This window comes from Streptomyces griseus subsp. griseus (genome assembly GCF_000720255.1).
In the GTDB taxonomy this organism is placed as follows: domain Bacteria; phylum Actinomycetota; class Actinomycetes; order Streptomycetales; family Streptomycetaceae; genus Streptomyces; species Streptomyces griseus_I.
In genome coordinates this window covers 63517-85831 of the sequence record NZ_JOJE01000009.1, presented here as the reverse complement: position 1 = coordinate 85831, position 22315 = coordinate 63517, and the positions used below count along the sequence as shown (strand labels likewise).

Below are 22315 nucleotides of genomic sequence, written 5' to 3'. Positions count from 1 at the left end.
GCCGTGGCCGCCTAGGGGCCTCGCCCGTACCGCCAGGTACGCTCGCACACGTGCCCTCCATGAACGAACTCGTACGCCAGCACACCGCCCTCGACGACTCCGATCTCGAGTGGCTCCACCTGCTGGTCTCGGAGTGGCAGCTGCTCTCCGACCTCTCCTTCGCCGACCTCGTCCTGTGGGTTCCCACGAGCGACGGCACCCGCTACGTCTCCGTCGCCCAGATGCGGCCGAACACCGGTCCCACCTCCTACCAGGACGACATGGTCGGCCACCTCGTCCCGCGTGGCCGCCGCCCGATGCTGGACGCCGCCCTCGACGAGGGCCGGATCGTTCGCGAGGGCGATCCCGAGTGGCGCGAGGAGGTCCCGGTCCGGGTCGAGTCGATCCCCGTACGGCGCGACGGACGTGTCCTCGGTGTCATCGCCCGCAACACCAACCTCCTCACCGTGCGCACCCCGAGCCGCCTGGAGCTGACCTACCTCCAGAGCGCGTCCGACCTCGCGCAGATGATCGCGGCGGGCTCCTTCCCCTTCCCCGACCAGCAGATGGACATGGACGCCGCGCCCCGCGTCGGCGACGGTCTGATCCGCCTGGACGGGGACGGCATCGTCCAGTACGCCTCCCCGAACGCGCTGTCCGCGTACCACCGCATGGGCCTCGCCTCGGACCTGGTCGGCCAGCACCTGGGTCAGATCACCGCCGAACTCGCCCCGACCCGGGGCCCGGTGGACGAGGCGCTCTCCAAGGTGGCCAGCGGCTGGGCGCCGCGCGAGTTCGAGATCGAGGCCAACGACGGGGTGATCCAGTTCCGGGCGATCCCGCTCAAACCCAAGGGGATCCGCATCGGTTCACTGGTGCTGCTCCGTGACGTCACCGAACTCAGGCGGCGTGAGCGTGAGTTGATCACCAAGGACGCGACCATCCGGGAGATTCACCACCGGGTGAAGAACAACCTCCAGACGGTCGCGGCCCTGTTGCGTCTCCAGGCGCGGCGCATCGAGTCCGAGCGCGGCCGGGAGGCACTGGAGGAGGCCGTACGGCGGGTGGGCTCGATTGCGATCGTGCACGAGACGCTCTCTCAGAACCTCGACGAGCGCGTGGAGTTCGACGAGATCGCCGACCGTGTCCTGGCGATGGTCGCCGAGATCTCACCGGGCAAGGTCACCGGCCGGCGCAGCGGCCGCTTCGGCATCCTGGACGCGGAGGTGGCCACCCCGCTGTCGATGGTGCTGACGGAGATCCTCCAGAACGCCCTGGAGCACGGCTTCCGCGAGGGCGACACGGGCACCGTCGAGGTCTCGGCGGTCCGCGGCGGCACCACGAAGGAGGCCCGCCTCCTGGTCACCGTCCAGGACGACGGCGTCGGCCTGCCCGACGGCTTCGACCCGCACACCTCCGGCAACCTGGGCCTTCAGATCGTACGGACGCTGGTGGAGGGGGAGTTGGGGGGAACGTTCGACATGGTCCCGGCGCCGGAGCGGGGGACGCGCGTGATCCTGGACGTCCCCGTGCGGGCACAGAAGTAGCGCCGGGCCGCATCGCGGTCGTACCTGGGCGGGGTCGCACATGGGCAGCAAGAAGCCCCGGACCGTTCAGGGGGCCGGGGCTTCGAATGCTCGTTGCCAGCTTGTGCTGCGCATCGGGGGTACTGCGCGCTGCGGCTCGGGGGCGGGAGAAGCGTACGCGGTGTACGCGCCGCCAAGCTCAGGCTGTCAGCAGGGGTGGGTGTGTCAGGCGGAGGCCTGACGGGCCCGGTTGCGGGCGGCGCGGCGCTTCATGGCGCGGCGCTCGTCCTCGCTGAGACCACCCCAGACGCCGGAGTCCTGGCCGGACTCGAGCGCCCACTGCAGACACTGCTCGATAACCGGGCAGCGACGGCAGACGGCCTTGGCTTCCTCGATCTGCAGCAGCGCAGGACCGGTGTTGCCGATGGGGAAGAAGAGCTCGGGGTCTTCCTCGCGGCAAACGGCGTTGTGACGCCAGTCCATGGCTGCTACCTCTCCTTGGTATTACGTGCAGGGTTGCTTGTGAATGTGAACGCTTTCACGAATCCCTCAACAAGTGAAGGGCCTACTGCCAGGTACCCTGGCGTGGTCCTTTGATTCGTAGAGGGGTTCTGGTGATCAGTGGAGGCCGGTCCTGCGGGCCGTCCCGATCGCCACGTAGAGACTCGCAAACCTCAGCGGCGGATACAACCCCTTCTGGAAAGTTTTTTTTGATTCCTCGGTGTCGACTAGGTCACAGCCGTACTTCCATGGGGTGGACCCTGGTCTAAACGTTCGAGTGAAAGGACTTTAGCCAGTTCTGCTCACACAATCACACGCAGTGCACGGCGTACGCCTGTGAACGTCACGCTGGTACGCAGCCCGAGGTGGTCGCCGTCCATCTGGAGGGGCAGCGGGACCTTCGAATGCAAGGTGAACTGGGTCAAGTCATGCAGGGAGACCGCGTGCTTGCCACGGGGCCCGCGCTCGGGGGACGAAGTGAGCAACTGGGTGCCATATCGGGCAACCGAGGCGGTGGAGAGGCGGCTCAGACCGAAGATGTCGAGCCCGGTATCGAACGAAGCCTTAGGCGACGCGTACACCGGGCGATTACCCAAATACGTCCACGGAGACGTGTTGCAGACTATGGACAGCACCAAATCGGTCACCGGGTCGGCGTCCGGCCGCTCCAGCGTGATCGTCCCGTGCCGACGGTGCGGTTCCCCCAGCAGTTGGCGCACGGCCTGGCGGACGTAAAGAGCGTGTGTGGATTTCCTGCCACGTTCGCGGTGCTGTTCCACCCGCCCCACCACACCCGCGTCGAAGCCGAGCCCCGCGTTGAAGGTGAACCAACGGGAGGGGACCGCCTCGTCGTCGGTGCCCGGCGTGCCCGAGGCCAATCCCAGGCCGACCGTGCGCTCGCGGCCCTCGCGCAGGGCGTCCAGCAGGGCGCCGGTGGCCTCGACGGGGTGGTTCGGCAGGTCCAGGGCGCGGGCGAAGACGTTGGTGGAGCCGCCGGGGACCACGGCGAAACCGGGCAGGCGCTCCGGGTCGGGGCCGGCGTGCAGCAGGCCGTTGACGACCTCGTTGACCGTGCCGTCGCCGCCGAGGGCCACCACCAGGTCGACGTCCGCGCTCTCGGCAGCCTGGCGTCCCAGGTCACGCGCGTGTCCGCGGTACTCGGTGGTGACCGCGTCGAGCTTCATCTCGCTCGCCAACGCATGGATCAATACATCGCGCGTACGTGCGCTTGTGGTGGTAGCCGCCGGATTGACCACGAGAAGTGCACGCATGCATCGCAGCGTACCTACTGGGTGGTACCGGGCACAGGGCGAGGTGGGGATCCGGTAAGAGATCGCCGCGTGAGCCTCGACACGGGAGCGCGCGGGGTGCGGGCTACCCTTCAAGGGTGAGCAGTGAGCAGATGTCCAGCAGCCCGGAACGCAGCCCGCAGGGCACTCCGGCAACCGACGGTCCGCGTCCGCGGCGGCTGACGTACGCCGCCGTGCTCGCCGCGTTGGAGGGACTGGCGCTGGTGGTCGGCGGGGTCTGGATCCTCGTCCTCGGGCTGACGGGCGACCCGGACGACCGTCAGCAGGCCGTCACCGGTGGGGTGACGCTGGTCGTCCTCGCGCTGCTGCCGCTGCTCGCCGCCCGCGGACTGCTCGCCCGGCGCAGCTGGAGCCGGGGGCCCGCCGTGATCACGCAGATCATGGCGCTGCCGGTGGCCTACAACCTGCTCCAGGCCGACAGTATGGCGATCCCCGCGGGCATCGCTCTCGCGGCCGTCGCCATCGCGGCGCTCGTCCTGCTCCTCAACGGCGAGACGACCCGGGCCCTCGGGATCCGCGGGCCCGGCAACGCGCAGAAGTAGCCGTCACTTCCGCGCCGTCACTGCGGCGACGAGCCGTCATTCCTCCACGAGAAGCTTCTCCCGCAGCTGTGCGAGGGTTCGCGCCAGCAGCCGTGAGACGTGCATCTGGGAGATGCCGACCTCCTGCGCGATCTGCGACTGGGTCATGTTGCCGAAGAAGCGCAGCAGCAGGATCCGCTTCTCGCGCGGCGGCAGGTCCTCCAGGAGCGGCTTGAGGCTCTCGCGGTACTCGACGCCCTCCAGGGCCTCGTCCTCCGCGCCCAGGGTGTCCGCGACCGCCGGGGACTCGTCGTCGGTGTCGGGAACGTCCAGGGACAGCGTGGAGTAGGCGTTGGCGGACTCCAGGCCCTCCAGGACCTCCTCCTCCGAGATCGACAGCTTCTCGGCGAGCTCGTGGACCGTGGGGGAGCGGCCGTGCAGCTGGGACAGTTCGGCCGTCGCCGTGGTGAGCGCCAGGCGCAGCTCCTGGAGCCGGCGCGGGACACGCACCGCCCAGCCCTTGTCGCGGAAGTGCCGCTTGATCTCGCCGACGACCGTCGGGGTCGCGTACGTCGAGAACTCCACGCCGCGGTCCGGGTCGAAGCGGTCGACCGACTTGATCAGGCCGATGGTGGCGACCTGGGTGAGGTCGTCCAGCGGCTCGCCACGGTTGCGGAACCGACGCGCTAGGTGCTCCACGAGCGGCAGGTGCATACGGACCAGCTGGTTGCGCAGCTGCGCGTACTCGGGGCTGCCGTCCTGAAGTCCGCGCAGCTCGACGAACATGGCCCGTGCCCCACTCCGGTCGTGGGGGTCGTGCCGCGCGGCCTGCACGGCCCGCGTCCGGTGTTCGTCGTCTCGCTCGTGCTCGCTCATCGTCCCGCCCGTAGCCCTTCCCCGAGCCCTCGCCTCGTCCCCCAGTCCCGGCTTCGCTCGAGCGGGGGTGCCCCCATGGACGGGGGAGCTCCCGATCCGTTGCTCCCGAGGCGCGCTGTGCACGGCACCGTCCCGATCCCGCTGCCGTTCGTCGTCCTGGAAGCTGGCCTCCGTGGAGTCGTCCTCCGGATGCGGCCGGGCCTGCTCGGGGATGCCGTCGATGCCGTCCGTCATGGGTTGGGAACCACCCGGGGCCTCCTCGGCCCGGCGTCCCCGTGTGCCGCGCTCTTCGTCGCGCACCGGCCCGTCCCCGTTCCTCACGCCGGCCCGGGTCCCGCGCCGCGCTGTTTGTAGAGACTGATCGACACGGTCTTGTCCTCGTCCACGGCGGAGGAGACCTTGCCCGCGAGAGCGGACAGGACGGTCCAGGCGAAGGTGTCCCGCGAGGGGGCGTGGCCGTCCGTGGTCGGAGCCGAGACGGTGACCTCCAGTGAGTCGTCGACCAGCCGGAAGACGCAGCTCAGCACGGAGCCGGGAACGGCCTGCTGGAGCAGGATCGCGCAGGCCTCGTCGACCGCGATGCGCAGGTCCTCGATCTCGTCCAGGGTGAAGTCCAAACGGGCCGCGAGGCCGGCCGTGGCCGTCCGCAGCACCGACAGGTAGGCACCCGCAGCCGGCAGCCGGACTTCGACGAAGTCCTGGGTCGCGGGCTCGCCTGCGATCTGGGACACCCTCACCTCCATGGTGGTACAAGCTTTTCAGGGCCGAGGGTCGCCCCCCGGGTAACGCGACATGTGGTTCAGCGGTGACGCTACCGCGCTCCGAAGTCTCCTGTCCCCAGGACCCCAACCCCTTGCTGTCACTCATAGTAAACACATGAATACACACAGTGGCTAGAGGTTCTGCGGGCCCAAATGGGAAGAGCGCGCGCCGGATTGACGTACCCAGACGTCAGACGGTCGAACCGTCCGGGCCCGGGGGCGTCCCGGGGTCATACGAGTACATGGTCCACGAAGCACCAACGCCAGTTCTCGCCGGGCTCGAAGGTCCTCATCACGGGATGGTCGGAGCCCTTGTAGTGCTCCGTGGCGTGCCGACCCGGTGAGGTGTCGCAGCAGCCGACGTAGCCACAGACCAGACACTTCCGCAGCTGTACCGGATGAGAGCCTTCGGCCAGGCACTCCGGGCACGTCTCGCTGAGCGGAACGGGTTCGGGGTCCGGCAGCGCGTCGGCGTGCGTGCACTGTTTCATGATTGCCAGGTTACGACGGGCGCGCGGGGGACCGCGCGGAAAAACGAGGGCGGGCGGGACATGGACGTGATGCCACTGCTGTTGCTGGTGGCGGGCAGCGCGGCGATCGCCGCGGCGGCCCGGCGCACCCCGGTGCCGGCCCCCCTCCTGCTGGTCGCGGTGGGCCTCGCGGTGTCGTACGTCCCCGGGGTCCCCGACTACACCCTCGACCCCGACGTCGTCCTGCCCCTCCTGCTGCCGCCGCTGCTGTACACCTCGGCCATCGACAGCTCCTACCTCGATCTGAGGGCGCAGATGCGGCCGGTGGCGCTGCTGTCGGTCGGGTACGTGCTCTTCGCGACCTTCGCCGTCGGCTGGGCCGTCTATCTGATCGTGCCCGGGCTGCCGCTGACCGCCGCGCTGGTGCTCGGCGCGGTCGTGGCACCGCCGGACGCGGTCGCGGCCACCGCGGTGGCACGGCGGGTCGGTCTGCCGTCGCGGATCACCACGATCCTCCAGGGCGAGTCCCTGCTGAACGACGCCACGGCGATCACCGCCTACAAGGTCGCCCTAGCGGCGGTGATCGGCGAGGGTGTGACGTGGGCGGGCGGGTTCGGCGAGTTCCTGCTCGCGGCGGTCGGGGGCGTCGGGGTCGGCCTCGTCCTGATGGCACCGATCCACTGGCTGCGCACGCACCTCAAGGAGCCGCTGCTCCAGAACACCCTCTCCCTGCTGATCCCGTTCGTCGCGTACGCGACCGCCGAGCAGTTCCACGCCTCCGGCGTCCTCGCCGTGGTCGTCGTGGCGCTCTACCTGGGTCACCGCGCGTGGGAGGTCGACTTCGCCACCCGTCTCCAGGAGGAGGCGGTGTGGAAGATGGTCGCCTTCCTGCTGGAGTCGGCGGTCTTCGCCCTGATCGGCCTGCAATTGCAGGTCGTCCTCAGGGGCCTCGGCGAGTACGAGGGGATCGACGCCGCCTGGTACGCGATCGTCGTCTTCCTCGTGGTCGTGGCCTGTCGGTTCCTGTGGGTGTATCCGGCGACGTTCCTGCCGCGCCTGCTGTCCGCGCGGATCAGGGAACGCGAGGACAATCCCACCTGGCGGGGCCCGATCGTCATCGCCTGGGCCGGCATGCGGGGCGTGGTCTCCCTCGCCATCGCCTTCTCGATCCCGCTCACCGTGGACCACGGCGACGCGCCCTTCCCCCAGCGCAACCTGATCCTCTTCCTGACGTTCACGACCGTCATCGGCACGCTCGTCGTGCAGGGACTGACCCTGCCCCCGCTGATCCGGTTGCTCAAATTCCCCGAGGCCCACCCGCAGCAGGCGACGCTCGCCGAGGCCAACGCCCAGGCGCAGGCGTCCCGGCTCGCCGAGGAGCGCCTCGACGCCCTCCTGTCCGACGAGCGCAACTCCCTGCCGCCACCTCTCGCCGACCGTCTGCGCAGCGTCCTGGAGCGCCGCCGCAACGCCGTCTGGGAGCGGCTCGGTCAGGTCAACCCGGTCACGGGGGAGACCGTCGACGACACCTACCGGCGGCTCGCCGGCGAAATGATCAGCACCGAACGAGAGGTGTTCGTCCGGCTGCGCGACGGCCGCTACATCGACGACGAGATGCTGCGGACGCTGCTGCGCAGACTCGACCTGGAGGAGGCGGCGGCCTACCGGGAGGCGACGTAGGAGTGCTGGGGCCGTCCCGTGACGATCGCCGTCAGAGTGGTGCCCCGGGGGAAGGCGCCTTCCTCCGTGAGGGTGACAAGTCCGCAGAGCAATTTGGCGACATAGAGACGCTCGACGGGCAATCCGTGCCGTTGCTCGAAGTCGTCCGCGAAGGCCTCCAGCTCGGGGGTGGTACGTGCGTAGCCGCCGCAGTGGAAGCGGTCGTCGAGGGTCCAGTCGCCGCGGCGGGAGCCGAAGGCCCGTATCTGGAGGGCCTCGGTGGCGGCGGTCAGGAAGCCGCCCTTCAGGACGGATATGCCGAGGGCGCGCTGACCGGGGGCGAGCCCCGCCGTCAGGCCGGCGAGGGTACCGCCGGTGCCGCAGGCGACGGCGACGACGTCGGCGTGCCCGCGCAGCTCCTCGCCGAGCGCCCGACAGCCCCGTACGGCCGCCTCGTTGCTGCCGCCCTCTGGGACCACGTACGCGTCCTCGGCCTCCGTCGCGCGCAGGATCGCCGCGAGAGTGCCGGGCTCGGTCTTGCGGCGGTACGTCGCCCGGTCGACGAAGTGCAGCCGCATGCCGTCGGCCGCGCACCGGGTCAGGGTGGGGTTCAGGGGGCGGTCGGCCAACTCCTGTCCCCGGACCACGCCCACCGTGGACAGGCCCAGCAGGCGGCCCGCGGCGGCGGTGGCGCGCAGGTGGTTGGAGTACGCGCCGCCGAACGTGAGGACCGGCCGCCCCGCCGCGGCGGCCAGGTTGGGTGCGAGCTTGCGCCACTTGTTGCCGATCAGCTCCGGGTGGATCAGATCGTCGCGCTTGAGCGACAGCCGGACCCCGCGCCGCTCGAACCGCTCGTCCACGACACCCACCAGCGGAGAGGGCAGCCGTGGACGCAGCGCGGCGAGGTCGGGGACGTCATGGCTGCTCACACCACCATTGTCGCCCGCGTCCGCGCCCTCGCCGGATCGGAGACGGAGACGGGCGCCGGCCCGGCCGCCACGGCCACCGTCGGCGCGGTCCGCCGCCCGTACACAGCCCCTGCTGCCGCCCCTCAGCCGTCAGGCGATTCCTACTTCAGGCGGTCGCGTACCCGTTGCCGCATCGACGCCATCGTGAACCCGCGCGGGTCCACCTTTCCGGGGCGCCACTCCAGGTGGCCGATGACCGACCGTTCCGTCCAGCCGTGGTGGCGGCAGATCGCCGCGGCGGCGCGTGCGATCGCCTCCAGCTGGGCCGCGGGCCAGGGGTCCTCGCCGTCTCCGAGGTTCTCGCACTCGAAGCCGTAGAAGTGCCGGTTGCCGTCGGTGTTCTTCTCGTTGTCCGGGGGCAGCGCCTTCTCCGCGATCACCGCGCGCAGGACGTCGTCGTCCCCGGATCCCGCGTGGTTGGCGCGTCCGTAGCCGACGAGGTGGACGGTGCCGTCCTTGGTGATGACGCCGTGGCACAGCGGCCCCGGCAGATCGTCGTGGCCCTCCCGGCAGATCCGCACGGTCCGCTCGGTGCCCTGGCTCACCGTGTGGTGGATCATCACGCCGTGGACGGGGCCCCACGGCCCCTTGTGGTTGCGGTTGTGGTGTCGCCAGTCACCGACTTCGACGACCCTGAGCCCTTCGGCTCTCAAGGCTTCAAGGAACGCGCCCGCGGACATGGGAAGGGCCATGACCCCCTCCTTCGTGCTGCGGACAGCCGCCGGTCGCGGCCGCCTCGTACCGCATGCTTCTACCGAAACCGGACGCCCCGGGTCACCATCAGTCGCACATTGTGCGAGTAGTTCCGGACAAGTCGGGAATCTCGTCCTTCAGTGGGCGAGGAGGAGGCGAAATCCCTCTCCCTGCCCCGCGGCGCAGTGATCCATTCCCGCTCTTTCGGGTAATAGCACCGGCACGCTGCGTGATGGAAGGCTTGCCCGTGAGATCAGTGCCCGGCGCAGACCGGCGCCGTGGCATCACTTGGAGGGCATTCTCTATGTCGGTAGGCGAAGAGGTCCGCTCGGATCAGGGCAAGCCGCAGCAGAGCCTCGGCACGGCGGCCGCGCGGAACCTGGCCACCACCACCAAGTCCGCACCGCAGATGCAGGAGATCAGCTCCCGCTGGCTGCTGCGGGTGCTGCCCTGGGTGAATGTGCAGGGCGGTACGTACCGGGTGAACCGGCGCCTGACCTACGCGGTCGGTGACGGCCGCATCACGTTCGTCAAGACGGGCGACCGCGTCGAGGTCATCCCCGCCGAACTGGGCGAGCTGCCGGCGCTGCGCGGTTTCGAGGACGAGGAGGTGCTGTCGGAGCTCGCCCAGCGCTGCCTGCAGCGGGAGTTCGCCCCGGGCGAGGTGATCGCCTCCTTCGGCAGCCGGACCGACGAGGTGTACCTGCTCGCACACGGCAGGGTCGAGAAGGTCGGCACCGGGCCCTACGGCGACGACGCCGTACTCGGCGTGCTCGCCGACGGCGGCTACTTCGGCGACCAGGCCCTGCTCGACCCCGACGCCATCTGGGAGTACACCGCCCGCGCCGACACCGCCTGCACGGTGCTGGTCCTCTCCCGCCAGGACGTCGACCAGGTCGCGGAACGCGCCGACACCCTGAGCGAGCACCTCCAGCGGCTGCGGGCCATCCCCGAGCAGCGCACCAACAAGTACGGCGAGAAGGAGGTCGACCTCGCCGCGGGCCACTCCGGCGAACCCGACATCCCGCACACGTACGTGGACTATGACGCCCGGCCGCGCGAGTACGAACTGAGCATCGCCCAGACCGTGCTGCGCATCCACTCGCGCGTGGCCGACCTCTACAACCAGCCCATGAACCAGACCGAGCAGCAGCTGCGGCTGACGGTCGAGGCGCTGAAGGAGCGCCAGGAGCACGAGCTCATCAACAACCGGGAGTTCGGCCTGCTCCACAACTGCGAGTACGACCAGCGGCTCCAGCCGCACGACGGCGTGCCCGGCCCGGACGACATGGATGAGCTGCTCAGCAGGCGGCGAGGGACCAAACTGTTGCTCGCCCACCCACGGGCCATCTCCGCGTTCGGCCGCGAGCTCAACAAGCGCGGGCTCGTCCCCGAGACCATCGACGTGGCCGGCAACCGCATCCCCACCTGGCGCGGGGTCCCGATCTACCCGTGCAACAAGATCCCGGTCAGCGAGGCCCGGACCAGCTCCATCATCGCGATGCGTCTCGGCGAGGAGGACCAGGGTGTCATCGGCCTCCGGCAGGCCGGCATCCCGGACGAGATCGAGCCGAGCCTGTCCGTGCGGTTCATGGGCATCAACGAGCAGGCGATCATCAAGTACCTGGTGACGGCCTACTACTCCGCCGCCGTGCTCGTGCCGGACGCGCTCGGCGTCCTGGAGAACGTCGAGATCGGCCGCTGGCGGTGACCTTCCCGCCGCGCAGGCCGTGTTCCCGCCCGTCAGGGCGGGTACACCCCGCAAGCAAGCGCCCGGCCGGAGCGGAGACGCCACCGTCCGCGGTCCTGTCGAGGAGGACCTCATGGCCGAGTTGCTGACGGAGCCGGTTCAGCCGCCGACGGCCGGGTGCACGGAGACGCTCGAAAGGCGGAGGCCCATCGGGTCCCAGAAGGACAACCGGCCGGGTCCGCCCGACGGGCACGAGGCGACGGCGATCCTGGAGCGCACGCGGGCGTCGGTCGATCCCGAACTACGGGCGGCGGTCGAATCGTTGCCCGCCTCGATGCGGCGGATCGCGCTGTACCACTTCGGCTGGGAGCACGCCGACGGCACCCCGGCCGCCGGGCACGCAGGCAAGGCGATCCGCCCCGCGCTCGTCCTCACCGCGGCCGCCGCGCTCGGTGGACCGTCGGCCCGCTCGACGGCCGTCCGGGCGGCCACGGCGGTGGAGTTGGTGCACAACTTCACGCTGCTGCACGACGACGTGATGGACCGGGACACCACCCGTCGGCACCGGGCCACGGCGTGGACCGTGTTCGGCGAGGCCGACGCGATCCTCGCCGGGGACGCCCTCCAGGCGCTCGCGCTCAGGCTGCTGGCCGAAGACCCGCACCCGGCGTCCCCGGCGGCCGCCGCCAGGCTCGCGGACTGTGTCGTGGAGCTGTGCGCCGGACAGCACGCCGACACCGCGCTGGAGCGGCGGCCACCCACCGAGGTCACCCTCGACGAGGTGCTCGCCATGGCGGAGGCCAAGACGGGCGCGCTGCTGGGCTGCGCATGCGCCCTGGGCGCGCTGTACGCGGGCGCGTCGGCCGACGACGTCGACGCCCTGGACGCGTTCGGCCGCGAGGCCGGGCTCGCCTTCCAGCTCATCGACGACATCATCGGCATATGGGGCGACCCGAGCCGCACCGGCAAGCCGGCCGGCGCGGACCTCGCCGCCCGCAAGAAGTCCCTGCCGGTGGTCGCCGCGCTCTCCGCCGGCACCACGGCGGCCGCCGAACTCGCCGAGCTGTACGGAGCGCCGTACGAGGAGGACGAGCTGGAACGGACCACGCTGGCCGTCGAGCGGGCGGGCGGCCGGGACTGGGCGCAGGGGCAGGCCGCCGACCGTATGGCCCGCGCGATGGACGAACTGTCCCGAGCGATCCCCGACCCCGAGGAGGCGGGCGGTCTCCTGGCCCTGGCGGAGTTCGTGACGCGGCGCAGTAACTGAGTCCGAGCCACGGCGGCCGGGAAGGCGTGCCCACAGCGACTCGGTGCGGTGAAGGTCGCTGTCGGCCGGTTCGGACTCCGGGGACACCCGGGCCGCGCGGCTCCTGACACCGCGCGGCCGGCGGGGGCCCCGGACCGGGGGGTCCCGCACATCCCCACGGTGTGCGGGGCCCGTCCTGGTGACCAGGGGGCCGAGCCCTCGCGACCGCCGGTGGAACTCCGCCCGCTAGGCTCAATTTCCGCATGATCGACGGTCATTGAGCGAGGGGCGAGACATGGGCGTGGCGATACGGACGGCGGGCGAGGGCGATCGTGAGCGGGTCGTCCGACTGCTCGACGAGGCCTTCCAGGACGACCCGGTGAGCACCTGGGTGTTCCCCGGTGCGGAGCAGCGCCGTACCTTCCACCCCCGGCTCATGGCCGCCTTCGCCGACATCGTGTTCGGCGAGGGCCGCATCGACCTCACCGAGGACGGCGCCGCGTGCGCGCTGTGGCTGGACATACCGGCCGGAGGGGAGGACGAGCACACCGAGGACGACGGCCCCGCCCAGGTGCGCGAGGCGGTCGAACCGGCGAACGAACGCGTCGAGACCGTCGGCCGGCTGACGGCGGGGATCCATCCCTCGGACCGCGCCCACGCCTACCTGTGGATGATCGGCGTGGCGCCGGAGCGCCAGGGCGAGGGACTGGGCACCGCACTCGTCGCCCACGTCCTCGACCGCTGCGACCGCGAGGGACTGCCGGCCTATCTGGAGGCGAGCAACGCCCGCAGCCGCGCCCTGTACGAGCGCCTCGGCTTCGAGTTCACCGGCCGCGCACTGGACCTCCCGGACGGCCCGACCATGTGGCCGATGTGGCGCGAGCCGCGGGGCTGAGTCCGCCGAGCCGGTCCCGCCTCCCTACGCACCCCTACTCCTCCGGCACGATCGTCGCCACGATCCTTTCCACCAGCCCCTCCGGCACGCTCACCCCGGGCAGCACACTGTCCAGGACGTCGGGCAGGGTCAGATGCTCCAGGAGGAGGCCGAGCATCGCCAGGTAGAGGACGGTGACGGTCTCGTCGCCGCCAGGCAGCCCGGCGCCGCGGTGGAACTCCAGGGCCTCGTCGAGGTCCCCGCGCACCGACTTGGTGAACGACGCGCGCAGTTCCGGGCGCCGGGTGGCCTCCAGACGCATCTCCATCAGGGCCAGGTAGCCACTGTGGTCCCGTGTCGCGCGCGCCATCAGGTCGTGCATGAACGCCGTGACCAGTGAGCGGTCCCTGGGCTTTTCCAGCAGTCGGCCCACCACCTCGGGATCGGGCGCGAGCCGGACGTGCAGACGGGCGTCGATCTGGCGCAGCAGATCGTCGCGGCTGGTGAAGTAGTTGGACGCGGTGCCCACGGGCACCGCCGCCGCCGCGTCCACCGCGCGGAACGTCAGTCCCCGCGCGCCCTCACGTGCGAGCACCTCGACCCCCGCGTCGACGAGGGCGGCCCGGCGCTCCGGGTTGCCGGCCATTCGGAATCCTCTCTCCCACTTGATCCGTTCCGGGAAAACCTCTTGTAACCACTACAACTGAAGTACTACAACTGTCGTGGTCGCCATAGCCTACGGAAAGAGACCTGGCTTGCGAAAGCTCACGTACTACATCGCCTGCTCGCTCGACGGCTTCATCGGCGACCCGAACGGTGACGCCTCGGCCATGTTCCCCTTCGTCGACGCGGAGTTCCTCGAATTCCTCACGGCGGAGTATCCGGAAACCCTGTTCACCCCGGCGCGCAAGCAGCTCGGCATCGACGACCTGCCCAACAAGCGGTTCGACACCCTCATCCAGGGCCGGGCCAGCTACGACCTTGCTCTCAAGGAGGGCGTCACCCGCCCCTACGCCCACCTGCGCGAGTACGTCGCCTCCCGCACCCTGGGCGAGTCGCCCGACCCGGACGTCGAGATCATCGCCGACGACCTGGTCGGCAAGGTGCGCGAACTGAAAGCCGAGAACGGCGAGTTCGGCATCTACCTGTGCGGCGGCTCCCGGCTCGCGGGGGCGCTGCGCGACGAGATCGACGAGTTGGTCGTCAAGACGTACCCGGTCGCGTACGGCACGGGCATGCCGATGTTCGGCTCGGACTTCGACGTCACCGAGTTCACCCTCGACGACGTGCGCGCCTTCGGCAACGGCGTCCTGGTACGGACGTACGGCAGGAAGCGCTGAGGCCGCACGCGTCCTACGCTGAGAACATGGACAGCGAAGGACACGTCTGTCCCGTCTGCGGACAGCCCGTCGCCACGGTCGTCCGGCGTCACAAGACGCTGGGCGCCTGGGTCCCGAAGTGGGTCGCGGGACCCTGCCGAAACCCCGGGTGCGAGGCGTACGTCGTGGAGGGCGCCGGGCCTGAGGAACCGTCTCGCAAGGAACACCAACACACGTCCACGCAGGGGGACTAGCGTGTCCCCGTAGCGCTGGCGGCGGGGGCCGAAGGAGTGGGAGTGCGAGAAGCGGGGGGACGCCGCCGGTGGTGGCGCTGGGTCGTCGTCGCGTGGGCCGTGACCGCCGTCGCGGGGGGCGGGCTGACGCTGTGGCTGCGCGACGCTGCCGAGCCGCCGGGGCCGTACGTCTGGGAGAACAACCAGGATCCCAGTGAGGTACCGGCGCCTCTGCTGAGGCTGGACGAAATCGATCCTCCCTGACCGACCGCCGAGCCGGGTCCGCAGGAATGTGCGCCTGTACGACGATCCGTTGGCTCACCCCGTCCGGCGCGGCAGTCCGCCCGTCACCGGATCGCGGCCGGTCAGGCAGTACGTGCCGCCCGCCGGGTCCCGCATCACCGTCCAGTGCCGCTCGCGGGCGACCAGGGTCGCGCCGAGGCGTTCGTGCGCGGCCCGGGTCTTCTCGATGTCCGCGCAGGCCAGGTCGAGGTGGGCGGAGACGGGCCGCTCCTCGTCGAGGCGCTGGAGGAGGATGCGGATCGGCAGCCCGGGCGGCGGTGCCACCACGTGGAACTCGGGGAGCGAGCCGGGCACGGAGTGCCAGCCGGGGAGCAGCTCGCTCCAGAAGTCGACCTCGTCGTCGTAGGCGGACGGCGGTACGTCGACGCAGACCTGGTCCAGCCGGCTGCCCCGCACCACCGGCGGCCGCACCGACTCCCCGTGCCACCACGGGCCCACGCAGAACAGCTGCCCGGCGGGCGAGCCGAGGACCGCCCACCGCCCGTGGTCGGCGACGAGCTCGCCGCCCAGGTCCAGCACCCCCCTCACGAACTCCGGGACGTGGTCCACCGCGAAGTCGAGATGGGCACCGCCCTCACCAGCGGCGACGCCCTGAACCTTGACGCAGGCGTCGGCGCCCGCCGGCAGGAGGGTGACGAACTCCTGCCGCTCACCGCGCAGGCGGGACAGCCGGGTGTTGGTGACCGCCGACCAGAAGGCGCAGGCGCGGTCGAAGAGTTGCAGGGGCCGGTCGACGAAGGCGTGGGTCCACAGGATGGGTTGCGGCATGGGGACGATCGTAGGGCGGCGCGCAGGACGCTCCGCGCGCGCGTCACCCGGCCGGGCGCTCCAGGAACCGCAGCACGTTGCCCGCCGGATCCCGGAACGCGCAGTCGCGGACCCCGTACGGCTGGTCCATCGGCTCCTGGAGCACCTCACCGCCGGCCTCCTGGACCCGGGCGAAGAGCTGGTCGCAGTCGGTGGTGGTGAAGATGACGCCGCGGAGCACACCCTTGGCCAGCAGCTCGGCCATCGCCTGCCGGTCGGCGGGAGAGAAGTCGGGGCCGGCGGCCGGGGGCTCCAGGACGATCTCCACATCCGGTTGCAGCGGGGAGGCGACGGTCACCCAGCGCATCCCCTCGAAGTTGACGTCGTTGCGGACCTTCAGGCCCAGGACGTCACAGTAGAACCGCAACGCCTTGTCGTGGTCGTCGACGGCGATGAAGCACTGGTGGAGTTTCAGGTCCATACCACGAGCCTAGGACCGTTTCGGGCGTGTGTACGTTCGCGCCACGCATGGGGGGATCGCCGCACCGGCCTGGTGCGACCGGGCCCGGTACGCGCTCGGGGTCTCGCCGACCAGCTCGGTGAAACGGGAGCTGAAGGAGCCGAGCGAGGTACAGCCGACCGCGATGCACACCTCCGTCACGGTCAGGTCGCCGCGGCGCAGCAGGGCCTTGGCGCGTTCGACGCGGCGGGTCATCAGATAGCCGTAGGGCGTCTCGCCGTAGGCCTGGCGGAAGCTGCGCTGGAAGTGGCCGGGGGACATCAGCGCGGTGCGGGCCAGCGCGGGAACGTCCAGAGGCTCGGCGTACTCGCGGTCGATGCGGTCCCGCGCCCGCCGCAGCCGGACCAGTTCCTCGGTGTTCACCCCGTCAGGGTCGCACGGTCTCCACCGGCCGCGCGCGGAGTTCCGGAACAGCCAGGGCCTGTGACGACAAGCCGCCCCCGGTCCGTCGGGACGCCGGGGTCGGCGGCCGGGACGGGTCGGGGGCGGAAGAGGACTGCGACCGATGTCACAGTGGAAAAGGCCCGGAATCAAGCCTTCTTGGTCTCCCAGAAGATCTTGTCGATCTCGGCGATGAGCTGGAGAGCCTTCTCGCCCGTGCTCGGGTCCGTCGAGCCCTTGGCGGCGGACAGAGCCTTCAGGGTGTCGTTGACGAGCTGGTGAAGCTGCGGGTACTTCTCGAAGTGCGGGGGCTTGAAGTAGTCGCTCCAGAGCACCGAGACGTGGTGCTTGGCGAGCTCGGCGCGCTGCTCCTTGATGACGGTGGCACGCGCCTGGAAGTGCGGGTCGTCGTTGGCGGCCATCTTTTCCTGGACGGCCTTCACCGACTCCGCCTCGATGCGGGCCTGGGCCGGGTCGTACACGCCGCAGGGCAGGTCGCAGTGCGCGCTGACCTTGACCTTGGGGGCAAACAGGCGGGAAAGCATGGAGCATTCCTTCCTCGTGATCGTCTTCTCAGGTGGGACATTACTCCCTGCGGAACCGGTTTTCGCGAGTGCCCCCTTGGGCTTAGGACAAAAGTCCGGGGTCAGACTGAGACTGGTGGAGGAACGGACCGGGGAGGTGCCGGGCATGCCGGAGCTGTCGCAGGAGACCGAGCGGGGGAGGTCGGCGGTGCCCTTTGGGCTGGCCGAGGTGACCGGGCCGTCCATGGTGCCCACGCTGTACCACGGGGACCAGCTGGTGGTGCGGTACGGAGCGCGGATCAGGGTCGGGGACGTGGTCGTCCTGCGGCACCCGTTCCAGCAGGACCTGCTCGTCGTCAAGCGGGCCACGCAGCGGTGCGAGGGTGGTTGGTGGGTGCTCGGGGACAACGCGTTCGCAGGCGGCGACAGCACCGACTACGGGACCGTGCCCGACGAGCTGATCCTGGGCAGGGTCCGCTTCCGGTTCCGTCCGCCGGCCCCGGCTCAGCGCTCGCCGTTCGCGCTGGTGCGCTGGGCACTGTCGGCGGCCAGACCGGTGCGCTCGGTCCGCCCGGGGCGTTCGGAGCGGTCGGCCTCCTGGCGTTTGCGGGCGCGGTAGGCGGCCACGTTGGCGCGGGTGGCGCAGCGGTCGGAGCAGTAGCGCCGGGAGCGGTTGGTCGAGGTGTCCAGGTAGGCGTTGCGGCAGGGGGCGGCCTCGCACAGGCCCAGGCGGTCGACGCCGTACTCGGTCAGGTGGAACGCCAGGCCCATGGAGGCGATGGCGGCGAAGCCGGCGGTGACGTTGGACGGGTGGTCGGCCAGGTGCATGTGCCACAGCGGACGGCCGTCGTCGTCGCGGAAGTCGTGCCCGGAGATCTGCGGGCTGACCGGGAACTCCAGCATCAGGGCGTTCAGCAGGTCCACCGCGAGCGTCTCGTCGCCCTGGTCGGCTGCCTCGAAGACGGCGCGCAGCCGGGTGCGCAGCGAGCGGAACCGCGTCACGTCCGCCTCCGTGGCGCGACGGGCGGTGTGCCGGTTGCGGCCGAAGAGGTCGCGGACCGCCTCGACCGAGGTGAGCGAGTCCTTGCCGCGCAACGGCTCCTCGCTGTTCACGAGCCGTACGGCATAGTCCGAGTAATAGGCCAGTTCCACTTGTAGTCCTTACGGCGGCGCTCTATGGTCGTTGGTGCGGCCGCGTAACAGCCGGTCGTGCTTCCAGGGTATTACGCGAGCTATCTGGTGGAGGGGTTCGATGACGGACGCGCGCATGACCACGACGGGCGCGGACTGGCCTGCCTGGCAGGAGAGCTGGGACCGGCAGCAGGAGTGGTACATGCCCGACCGCGAGGAACGCTTCCGGATCATGCTGGACATGGTGGAGGCGCTCGTCGGCCCCGCCCCACGCGTCCTCGACCTGGCCTGCGGCACCGGCAGCATCACCGCCCGGCTGCTCGCCCGGTTCCCGGACGCCGTCAGCACCGGCGTCGACCTCGACCCGGCGCTCCTCGCCATCGCCGAGGGCACCTTCGCGGGCGACGAGCGCGTCCGGCTCGTCACCGCCGACCTCAAGGACCCCGACTGGCCCACGAGGCTGCCGTACGACTCCTACGACGCCGTCCTGACCGCCACGGCCCTGCACTGGCTGCACAGCGAACCCCTCGCGGTCCTCTACGGTCGGATCGCGGAGCTCGTCCGCGACGGCGGTGTCTTCTTGAACGCGGACCACATGATCGACGAGACGACCCCCAGGATCAACGCGGCCGAGCGCGCACAGCGGCACGCGCGCATGGAACAAGCCAAGCGGGACGGCGCCCTCGACTGGGCCGAGTGGTGGCAGGTCGCCGCCCAGGACCCCGCCCTCGCCGGGCCCACGGCCGAGCGCTTCGAGATCTACGGCGAGCACGCCGACGGTGACATGCCCTCCGTCGCCTGGCACGCGCGTGTGCTGCGCGAGAAGGGCTTCACCGAGGCCCGCCCGGTGTGGTCCTCCCCGTCGGACACGCTCCTGCTCGCCCTCAAGTAGGCCCCGGGCCCGGGCACCCGGCCGGCACCCGGCTGCGCAGACGCGTGAGGGGCGGTACGGAATTCCGTACCGCCCCTCACCACGTCGGCTACAGCACCTTCGACAGGAAGGCCTGCGTGCGCTCGTGCTGCGGGTTGGTCAGCACCTCGCGCGGGTTGCCGGACTCGACGACCACGCCGCCGTCCATGAAGACCAGGCTGTCGCCCACCTCGCGGGCGAAGCCCATCTCGTGGGTGACGACCACCATCGTCATGCCGGACTCGGCGAGGTCGCGCATGACGTCGAGGACGTCACCGACCAGCTCCGGGTCGAGGGCCGAGGTCGGCTCGTCGAACAGCATCAGCTTCGGGTCCATCGCCAGCGCCCGGGCGATCGCCACTCGCTGCTGCTGACCGCCGGAGAGCTGCGCGGGGTAGCTCCCGGCCTTGTCGGCCAGGCCCACGCGCTCCAGCAGCTGCATCGCGCGCTCCCGGGCCTGGGACTTGCTGACGCCCCTGACCTGGACCGGGGCCTCGACGACGTTCTCCGCCGCCGTCATGTGCGGGAAGAGGTTGAAGCGCTGGAAGACCATGCCGATGTCCCGGCGCTTCAGGGAGACCTCGCTGTCCTTGAGCTCGTACAGCTTGTCGCCCTTCTGGCGGTAGCCGACCAGCTCCCCGTCGACGTACAGCCGTCCGGCGTTGATCTTCTCGAGGTGGTTGATGCACCTCAGGAAGGTCGACTTGCCGGAGCCGGAGGGACCGATGAGGCAGAACACCTCGCCGGACTTCACCTCCAGGTCGATCCCCTTGAGGACCTCGACGAGGCCGTACGACTTGTGGACGCCCTCGGCCTTGACCATGGGCTCCCCGGAGCCCTTCACCGGGGTGTCGGACTTGCTGAGCTTCTTGGTCATGCCAGGCCTCCCTTCTCACGGCCGAGCGACAGGAGGTTGGCCCTGATCTTCTGCAGCGGCGTCGGCGCCAGCTGGCGGGTCGCGCCACGCGCGTAGTACCGCTCCAGGTAGTACTGGCCCACGCTGAAGATCGAGGTCAGCAGCAGGTACCAGGCCGCGGCCAGGAACAGCATCTCGGCGGGCGCGCCGGAGGTCTGGCCGATGTCCTGGGCGACGCGCAACAGCTCGGAGTACTGGACGACCGAGACCAGCGAGGTCGTCTTCAGCATGTTGATGACCTCGTTGCCCGTCGGCGGCACGATCACGCGCATCGCCTGCGGGATGACGATCCGGCGCAGCGTCTTGCTGTGGCTCATGCCCAGCGCGTGCGCGGCCTCCGTCTGGCCCTCGTCGACCGCGAGCAGACCGGCACGGCAGATCTCTGCCATGTACGCGGCCTCGTTCAGGCCGAGGCCCAGCAGCGCGGTCAGGAACGGGGTCATGAAGTCCGACCACTCGTCCTTGTAGAACGGGCCGAGGTTGATGTACTCGAAGACCAGGCCCAGGTTGAACCAGACGATCAGCTGGACCAGGACCGGTGTGCCACGGAAGAACCAGATGTAGAACCACGCGATGGCCGAGGTGACGGGGTTCTTCGACAGGCGCATCACGGCGAGCATGATGCCGCCGAGGATGCCGATCACCATGGACAGGACGGTCAGCAGGAGCGTCTTGCCCACGCCGCTGAGAATGCGGTCGTTGAAGAAGTAGTCCGGGATCGCGCCCCAGTTGATCTTGCCCTGGGAGAACGCGTAGACGACCCCGCCCAGAATGGCGATGGCGAGAACGGCGGAGACGTACCGCCCGTAGTGCCGGACCGGGATGGCCTTGATGGCCTCCGGTCCGGCCGGGGGCGTGTCGGCCGGCCCCGTCGTCTTGTCGGTGTCAACAGTCACGGGTGTTGCCTTTCAGTGCCCGCTTTTGGCGGCGAGCCGTCACTTGCCGCCGTTGACGACGGCGTTCTTGACGGCGCCGTCCTCGACGCCCCACTTCTTGATGATCTTGTCGTACTCGCCGTTCTTGATGATGGCGTCCAGCGCGTCCTTCAGGGCGTCACGCAGCTGGGCGTTGTTCTTGGCGACCGCGATGCCGTACGGGGCGGCCTCGACCTGCTCACCGACGATCTGGAAGTCGTTGCCGCCGCCGGAGGTCTTCACGGCGTACGCGGCGACGGGGAAGTCGGAGGAGCCGGCGTCGGCGCCGCCCGCGCGCAGGCGGGTCTGGGCCTGCTGGTCGTTGTCGAAGGCCTGGATGGCGATCGTCTTGCCGCCGGTGCACTTCTTGGCCTCGGCCTTGGCGAGGTCCTCGGAGACCGTGCCGCGCTGCACGACGATCTTCTTGCCGCACAGGTCGGACCAGGTCTTGATGCCCTGGTCGTCGCCCTTCTTGGTGTAGATGGAGACGCCGGCGGTGAAGTAGTCCACGAAGTCGACGCCCTCGCCGACCTTCTTGCCGGTATCGGCGTCGACGCCTTCCTGGCGGTCCTTGGTGTCGGTCATCGCGGACATGGCGATGTCGTAGCGCTTGGAGCGCAGACCGGTGATCAGGGTGTCGAAGGTGCCGTTCTCGAACTGGAACTTCACCCCGAGCTGCTTGCCCAGGGCATCGGCGACGTCCGGGTCGATGCCGACCGTGTTGCCGGAACTGTCCTTGAACTCGACCGGCGCGTACGCGATGTCCGAGCCGACCTTGATGACACCCTTGTCGCGAATCGCCTGAGGCAGCTTGTCGGCGAGCGGGGCCGAACTCGAGGCGGAGGCGCTGTCGCTGCTCCCCGAACCGGAGTCCTTGGTCTGGTCACCGCAGCCGGCGAGGAGCAGGGTGCCCGCGACCGCGATTGCACCGACCGCTGCTAGCCGGGAGCGCGCGGCGGTCGTACGACGGGTGGAGCTGGCGGTCATTTTGGGTTCCTCCGGCGGATGGGTGGAGTTGCCGATGGGTCGACGAGAGCACACGTCTTCGAGTGTCGCGACCTTGTGTGATTACGGCATCTTGCCATTCGGACTGAACCGTTCAGGGGACCGGCTATGTCAAAATCGGATAACGGGTGACCCCCGAACCGCACCACTCCGGTACATCACGGCCGGACCTTCTACGGGAATCGACCGTTCCGGCCGGAAGATCTGCGGCAGTTTTCACGAGGGGCGCAGGCCAGGTGTCTGACGTGTGTCCACTTGGGCCCTTGTCAAGAGGTTGTCCAGAACTTGTCCCCATATTCAGCCTTGAGTGCTCCCATGACGTGTGACCTTCGCGTTAT

Annotated in this window: 26 protein-coding genes; 10 read left to right on the top strand and 16 right to left on the bottom strand. The window is 70.0% G+C overall.

Going from position 1 to position 22315, the window contains the following annotated elements:
• The first annotated feature begins 59 nt into the window (after window positions 1-59).
• The gene (locus IG99_RS15125) at window positions 60-1526 is read left to right on the top strand and encodes a sensor histidine kinase (RefSeq protein ID WP_037674109.1); all 1467 of its coding nucleotides are present in this window, start codon (window positions 60-62) and stop codon (window positions 1524-1526) included.
• A gap of 204 nt (window positions 1527-1730) precedes the next feature.
• On the opposite strand, the gene IG99_RS15120 is transcribed toward IG99_RS15125, so the two are convergent.
• Complete coding sequence (locus IG99_RS15120; protein ID WP_003992873.1) at window positions 1731-1988, bottom strand: WhiB family transcriptional regulator; 258 nt, start codon at window positions 1986-1988, stop codon at window positions 1731-1733.
• Between the two features lie 320 nt (window positions 1989-2308).
• Complete coding sequence (locus IG99_RS15115) at window positions 2309-3277, bottom strand: diacylglycerol/lipid kinase family protein (protein WP_037674107.1); 969 nt, start codon at window positions 3275-3277, stop codon at window positions 2309-2311.
• Window positions 3278-3408: 131 nt separating this feature from the next.
• On the opposite strand from IG99_RS15115, the gene IG99_RS15110 reads away from it, so the two are divergent.
• Entirely contained in the window at window positions 3409-3858 is a 450-nt protein-coding gene (locus IG99_RS15110) for a hypothetical protein (protein ID WP_234311858.1), read from the top strand.
• Between the two features lie 36 nt (window positions 3859-3894).
• Here the strand turns inward: IG99_RS15110 and IG99_RS15105 are convergent, their stop codons facing one another.
• The 3 genes from IG99_RS15105 to IG99_RS15095 all read right to left on the bottom strand — a co-directional run bounded on the left by IG99_RS15105 (window position 3895) and on the right by IG99_RS15095 (window position 5965).
• Window positions 3895-5034, bottom strand: a complete 1140-nt coding sequence (locus IG99_RS15105; protein WP_107055928.1) for an RNA polymerase sigma factor SigF — start codon at window positions 5032-5034, stop codon at window positions 3895-3897.
• Complete coding sequence (locus IG99_RS15100; protein WP_004925829.1) at window positions 5031-5444, bottom strand: ATP-binding protein; 414 nt, start codon at window positions 5442-5444, stop codon at window positions 5031-5033. The genes IG99_RS15105 and IG99_RS15100 overlap by 4 nt, the downstream gene beginning before the upstream one ends.
• 260 nt (window positions 5445-5704) lie before the next feature.
• On the bottom strand, window positions 5705-5965 hold the full coding sequence (locus tag IG99_RS15095) for a UBP-type zinc finger domain-containing protein (RefSeq protein ID WP_037674099.1): 261 nt from the start codon (window positions 5963-5965) through the stop codon (window positions 5705-5707).
• Between the two features lie 60 nt (window positions 5966-6025).
• Here IG99_RS15095 and IG99_RS15090 point away from each other — a divergent pair, with 60 nt between their 5' ends.
• Window positions 6026-7624, top strand: coding sequence for a Na+/H+ antiporter (locus IG99_RS15090; RefSeq protein ID WP_037674096.1), 1599 nt, complete (start codon window positions 6026-6028; stop codon window positions 7622-7624).
• Here the strand turns inward: IG99_RS15090 and IG99_RS15085 are convergent.
• Window positions 7606-8532 carry a 1-aminocyclopropane-1-carboxylate deaminase/D-cysteine desulfhydrase gene (locus tag IG99_RS15085; protein WP_037674094.1) on the bottom strand — a complete coding sequence of 309 codons (927 nt, stop codon included), beginning with the start codon at window positions 8530-8532 and terminating at the stop codon, window positions 7606-7608. The two genes, IG99_RS15090 and IG99_RS15085, sit on opposite strands and share 19 nt — an antisense overlap.
• Before the next feature lie 140 nt (window positions 8533-8672).
• Window positions 8673-9263, bottom strand: a complete 591-nt coding sequence (locus IG99_RS15080) for an N-acetylmuramoyl-L-alanine amidase (protein WP_037674091.1) — start codon at window positions 9261-9263, stop codon at window positions 8673-8675.
• A 305-nt stretch (window positions 9264-9568) separates the two neighbouring features.
• Here IG99_RS15080 and IG99_RS15075 point away from each other — a divergent pair, with 305 nt between their 5' ends.
• The 3 genes from IG99_RS15075 (at window position 9569) to IG99_RS15065 (ending at window position 13095) form a co-directional block, all read left to right on the top strand.
• Window positions 9569-10975 (top strand): family 2B encapsulin nanocompartment shell protein, encoded by a 1407-nt coding sequence (locus IG99_RS15075; RefSeq protein WP_037674088.1) that lies wholly within the window; start codon window positions 9569-9571, stop codon window positions 10973-10975.
• A gap of 112 nt (window positions 10976-11087) precedes the next feature.
• Window positions 11088-12221 carry a family 2 encapsulin nanocompartment cargo protein polyprenyl transferase gene (locus tag IG99_RS15070; protein ID WP_107055927.1) on the top strand — a complete coding sequence of 378 codons (1134 nt, stop codon included), beginning with the start codon at window positions 11088-11090 and terminating at the stop codon, window positions 12219-12221.
• Between the two features lie 274 nt (window positions 12222-12495).
• Entirely contained in the window at window positions 12496-13095 is a 600-nt protein-coding gene (locus IG99_RS15065; protein ID WP_037674085.1) for a GNAT family N-acetyltransferase, read from the top strand.
• Between the two features lie 34 nt (window positions 13096-13129).
• Here the strand turns inward: IG99_RS15065 and IG99_RS15060 are convergent, their stop codons facing one another.
• Complete coding sequence (locus tag IG99_RS15060; protein WP_037674084.1) at window positions 13130-13720, bottom strand: TetR/AcrR family transcriptional regulator; 591 nt, start codon at window positions 13718-13720, stop codon at window positions 13130-13132.
• A 109-nt stretch (window positions 13721-13829) separates the two neighbouring features.
• Here IG99_RS15060 and IG99_RS15055 point away from each other — a divergent pair, with 109 nt between their 5' ends.
• The gene (locus IG99_RS15055; protein WP_037674082.1) at window positions 13830-14414 is read left to right on the top strand and encodes a dihydrofolate reductase family protein; all 585 of its coding nucleotides are present in this window, start codon (window positions 13830-13832) and stop codon (window positions 14412-14414) included.
• Window positions 14415-14689: 275 nt separating this feature from the next.
• Window positions 14690-14890, top strand: coding sequence for a hypothetical protein (locus IG99_RS15050; protein ID WP_051865424.1), 201 nt, complete (start codon window positions 14690-14692; stop codon window positions 14888-14890).
• Between the two features lie 54 nt (window positions 14891-14944).
• Here IG99_RS15050 and IG99_RS15045 read toward each other — a convergent pair whose 3' ends face one another.
• The 4 genes from IG99_RS15045 to sodN form a co-directional block, all read right to left on the bottom strand.
• Complete coding sequence (locus IG99_RS15045) at window positions 14945-15697, bottom strand: VOC family protein (protein ID WP_037674080.1); 753 nt, start codon at window positions 15695-15697, stop codon at window positions 14945-14947.
• Between the two features lie 43 nt (window positions 15698-15740).
• Window positions 15741-16157 (bottom strand): VOC family protein, encoded by a 417-nt coding sequence (locus IG99_RS15040; RefSeq protein ID WP_037674078.1) that lies wholly within the window; start codon window positions 16155-16157, stop codon window positions 15741-15743.
• A gap of 9 nt (window positions 16158-16166) precedes the next feature.
• Window positions 16167-16559, bottom strand: a complete 393-nt coding sequence (locus IG99_RS15035; RefSeq protein WP_037674077.1) for a helix-turn-helix transcriptional regulator — start codon at window positions 16557-16559, stop codon at window positions 16167-16169.
• Between the two features lie 167 nt (window positions 16560-16726).
• Window positions 16727-17122: a superoxide dismutase, Ni gene (gene sodN / locus IG99_RS15030; RefSeq protein ID WP_037674075.1), complete on the bottom strand. Its 396-nt coding sequence runs from the start codon at window positions 17120-17122 to the stop codon at window positions 16727-16729.
• Window positions 17123-17267: 145 nt separating this feature from the next.
• Between sodN and sodX the strand changes: the two genes are divergently transcribed.
• Window positions 17268-17720 carry a nickel-type superoxide dismutase maturation protease gene (gene sodX, locus IG99_RS48730; RefSeq protein WP_158973189.1) on the top strand — a complete coding sequence of 151 codons (453 nt, stop codon included), beginning with the start codon at window positions 17268-17270 and terminating at the stop codon, window positions 17718-17720.
• Here the strand turns inward: sodX and IG99_RS15025 are convergent.
• Window positions 17606-18253, bottom strand: coding sequence for a CGNR zinc finger domain-containing protein (locus IG99_RS15025; protein ID WP_037674073.1), 648 nt, complete (start codon window positions 18251-18253; stop codon window positions 17606-17608). The genes sodX and IG99_RS15025 overlap by 115 nt on opposite strands.
• 100 nt (window positions 18254-18353) lie before the next feature.
• Here IG99_RS15025 and IG99_RS15020 point away from each other — a divergent pair, with 100 nt between their 5' ends.
• Window positions 18354-19124, top strand: a complete 771-nt coding sequence (locus IG99_RS15020; RefSeq protein WP_037674071.1) for a class I SAM-dependent methyltransferase — start codon at window positions 18354-18356, stop codon at window positions 19122-19124.
• Between the two features lie 88 nt (window positions 19125-19212).
• On the opposite strand, the gene IG99_RS15015 is transcribed toward IG99_RS15020, so the two are convergent.
• Genes IG99_RS15015 through IG99_RS15005 form a run of 3 tightly spaced genes read right to left on the bottom strand, consistent with a single transcriptional unit; the run spans window position 19213 to window position 21959 of the window.
• On the bottom strand, window positions 19213-20019 hold the full coding sequence (locus tag IG99_RS15015) for an amino acid ABC transporter ATP-binding protein (protein ID WP_051865421.1): 807 nt from the start codon (window positions 20017-20019) through the stop codon (window positions 19213-19215).
• Window positions 20016-20954, bottom strand: coding sequence for an amino acid ABC transporter permease (locus tag IG99_RS15010; protein WP_037674069.1), 939 nt, complete (start codon window positions 20952-20954; stop codon window positions 20016-20018). The genes IG99_RS15015 and IG99_RS15010 overlap by 4 nt, the downstream gene beginning before the upstream one ends.
• Before the next feature lie 39 nt (window positions 20955-20993).
• Window positions 20994-21959: an ABC transporter substrate-binding protein gene (locus IG99_RS15005; RefSeq protein ID WP_037674065.1), complete on the bottom strand. Its 966-nt coding sequence runs from the start codon at window positions 21957-21959 to the stop codon at window positions 20994-20996.
• Between the last annotated feature and the right edge of the window lie 356 nt (window positions 21960-22315).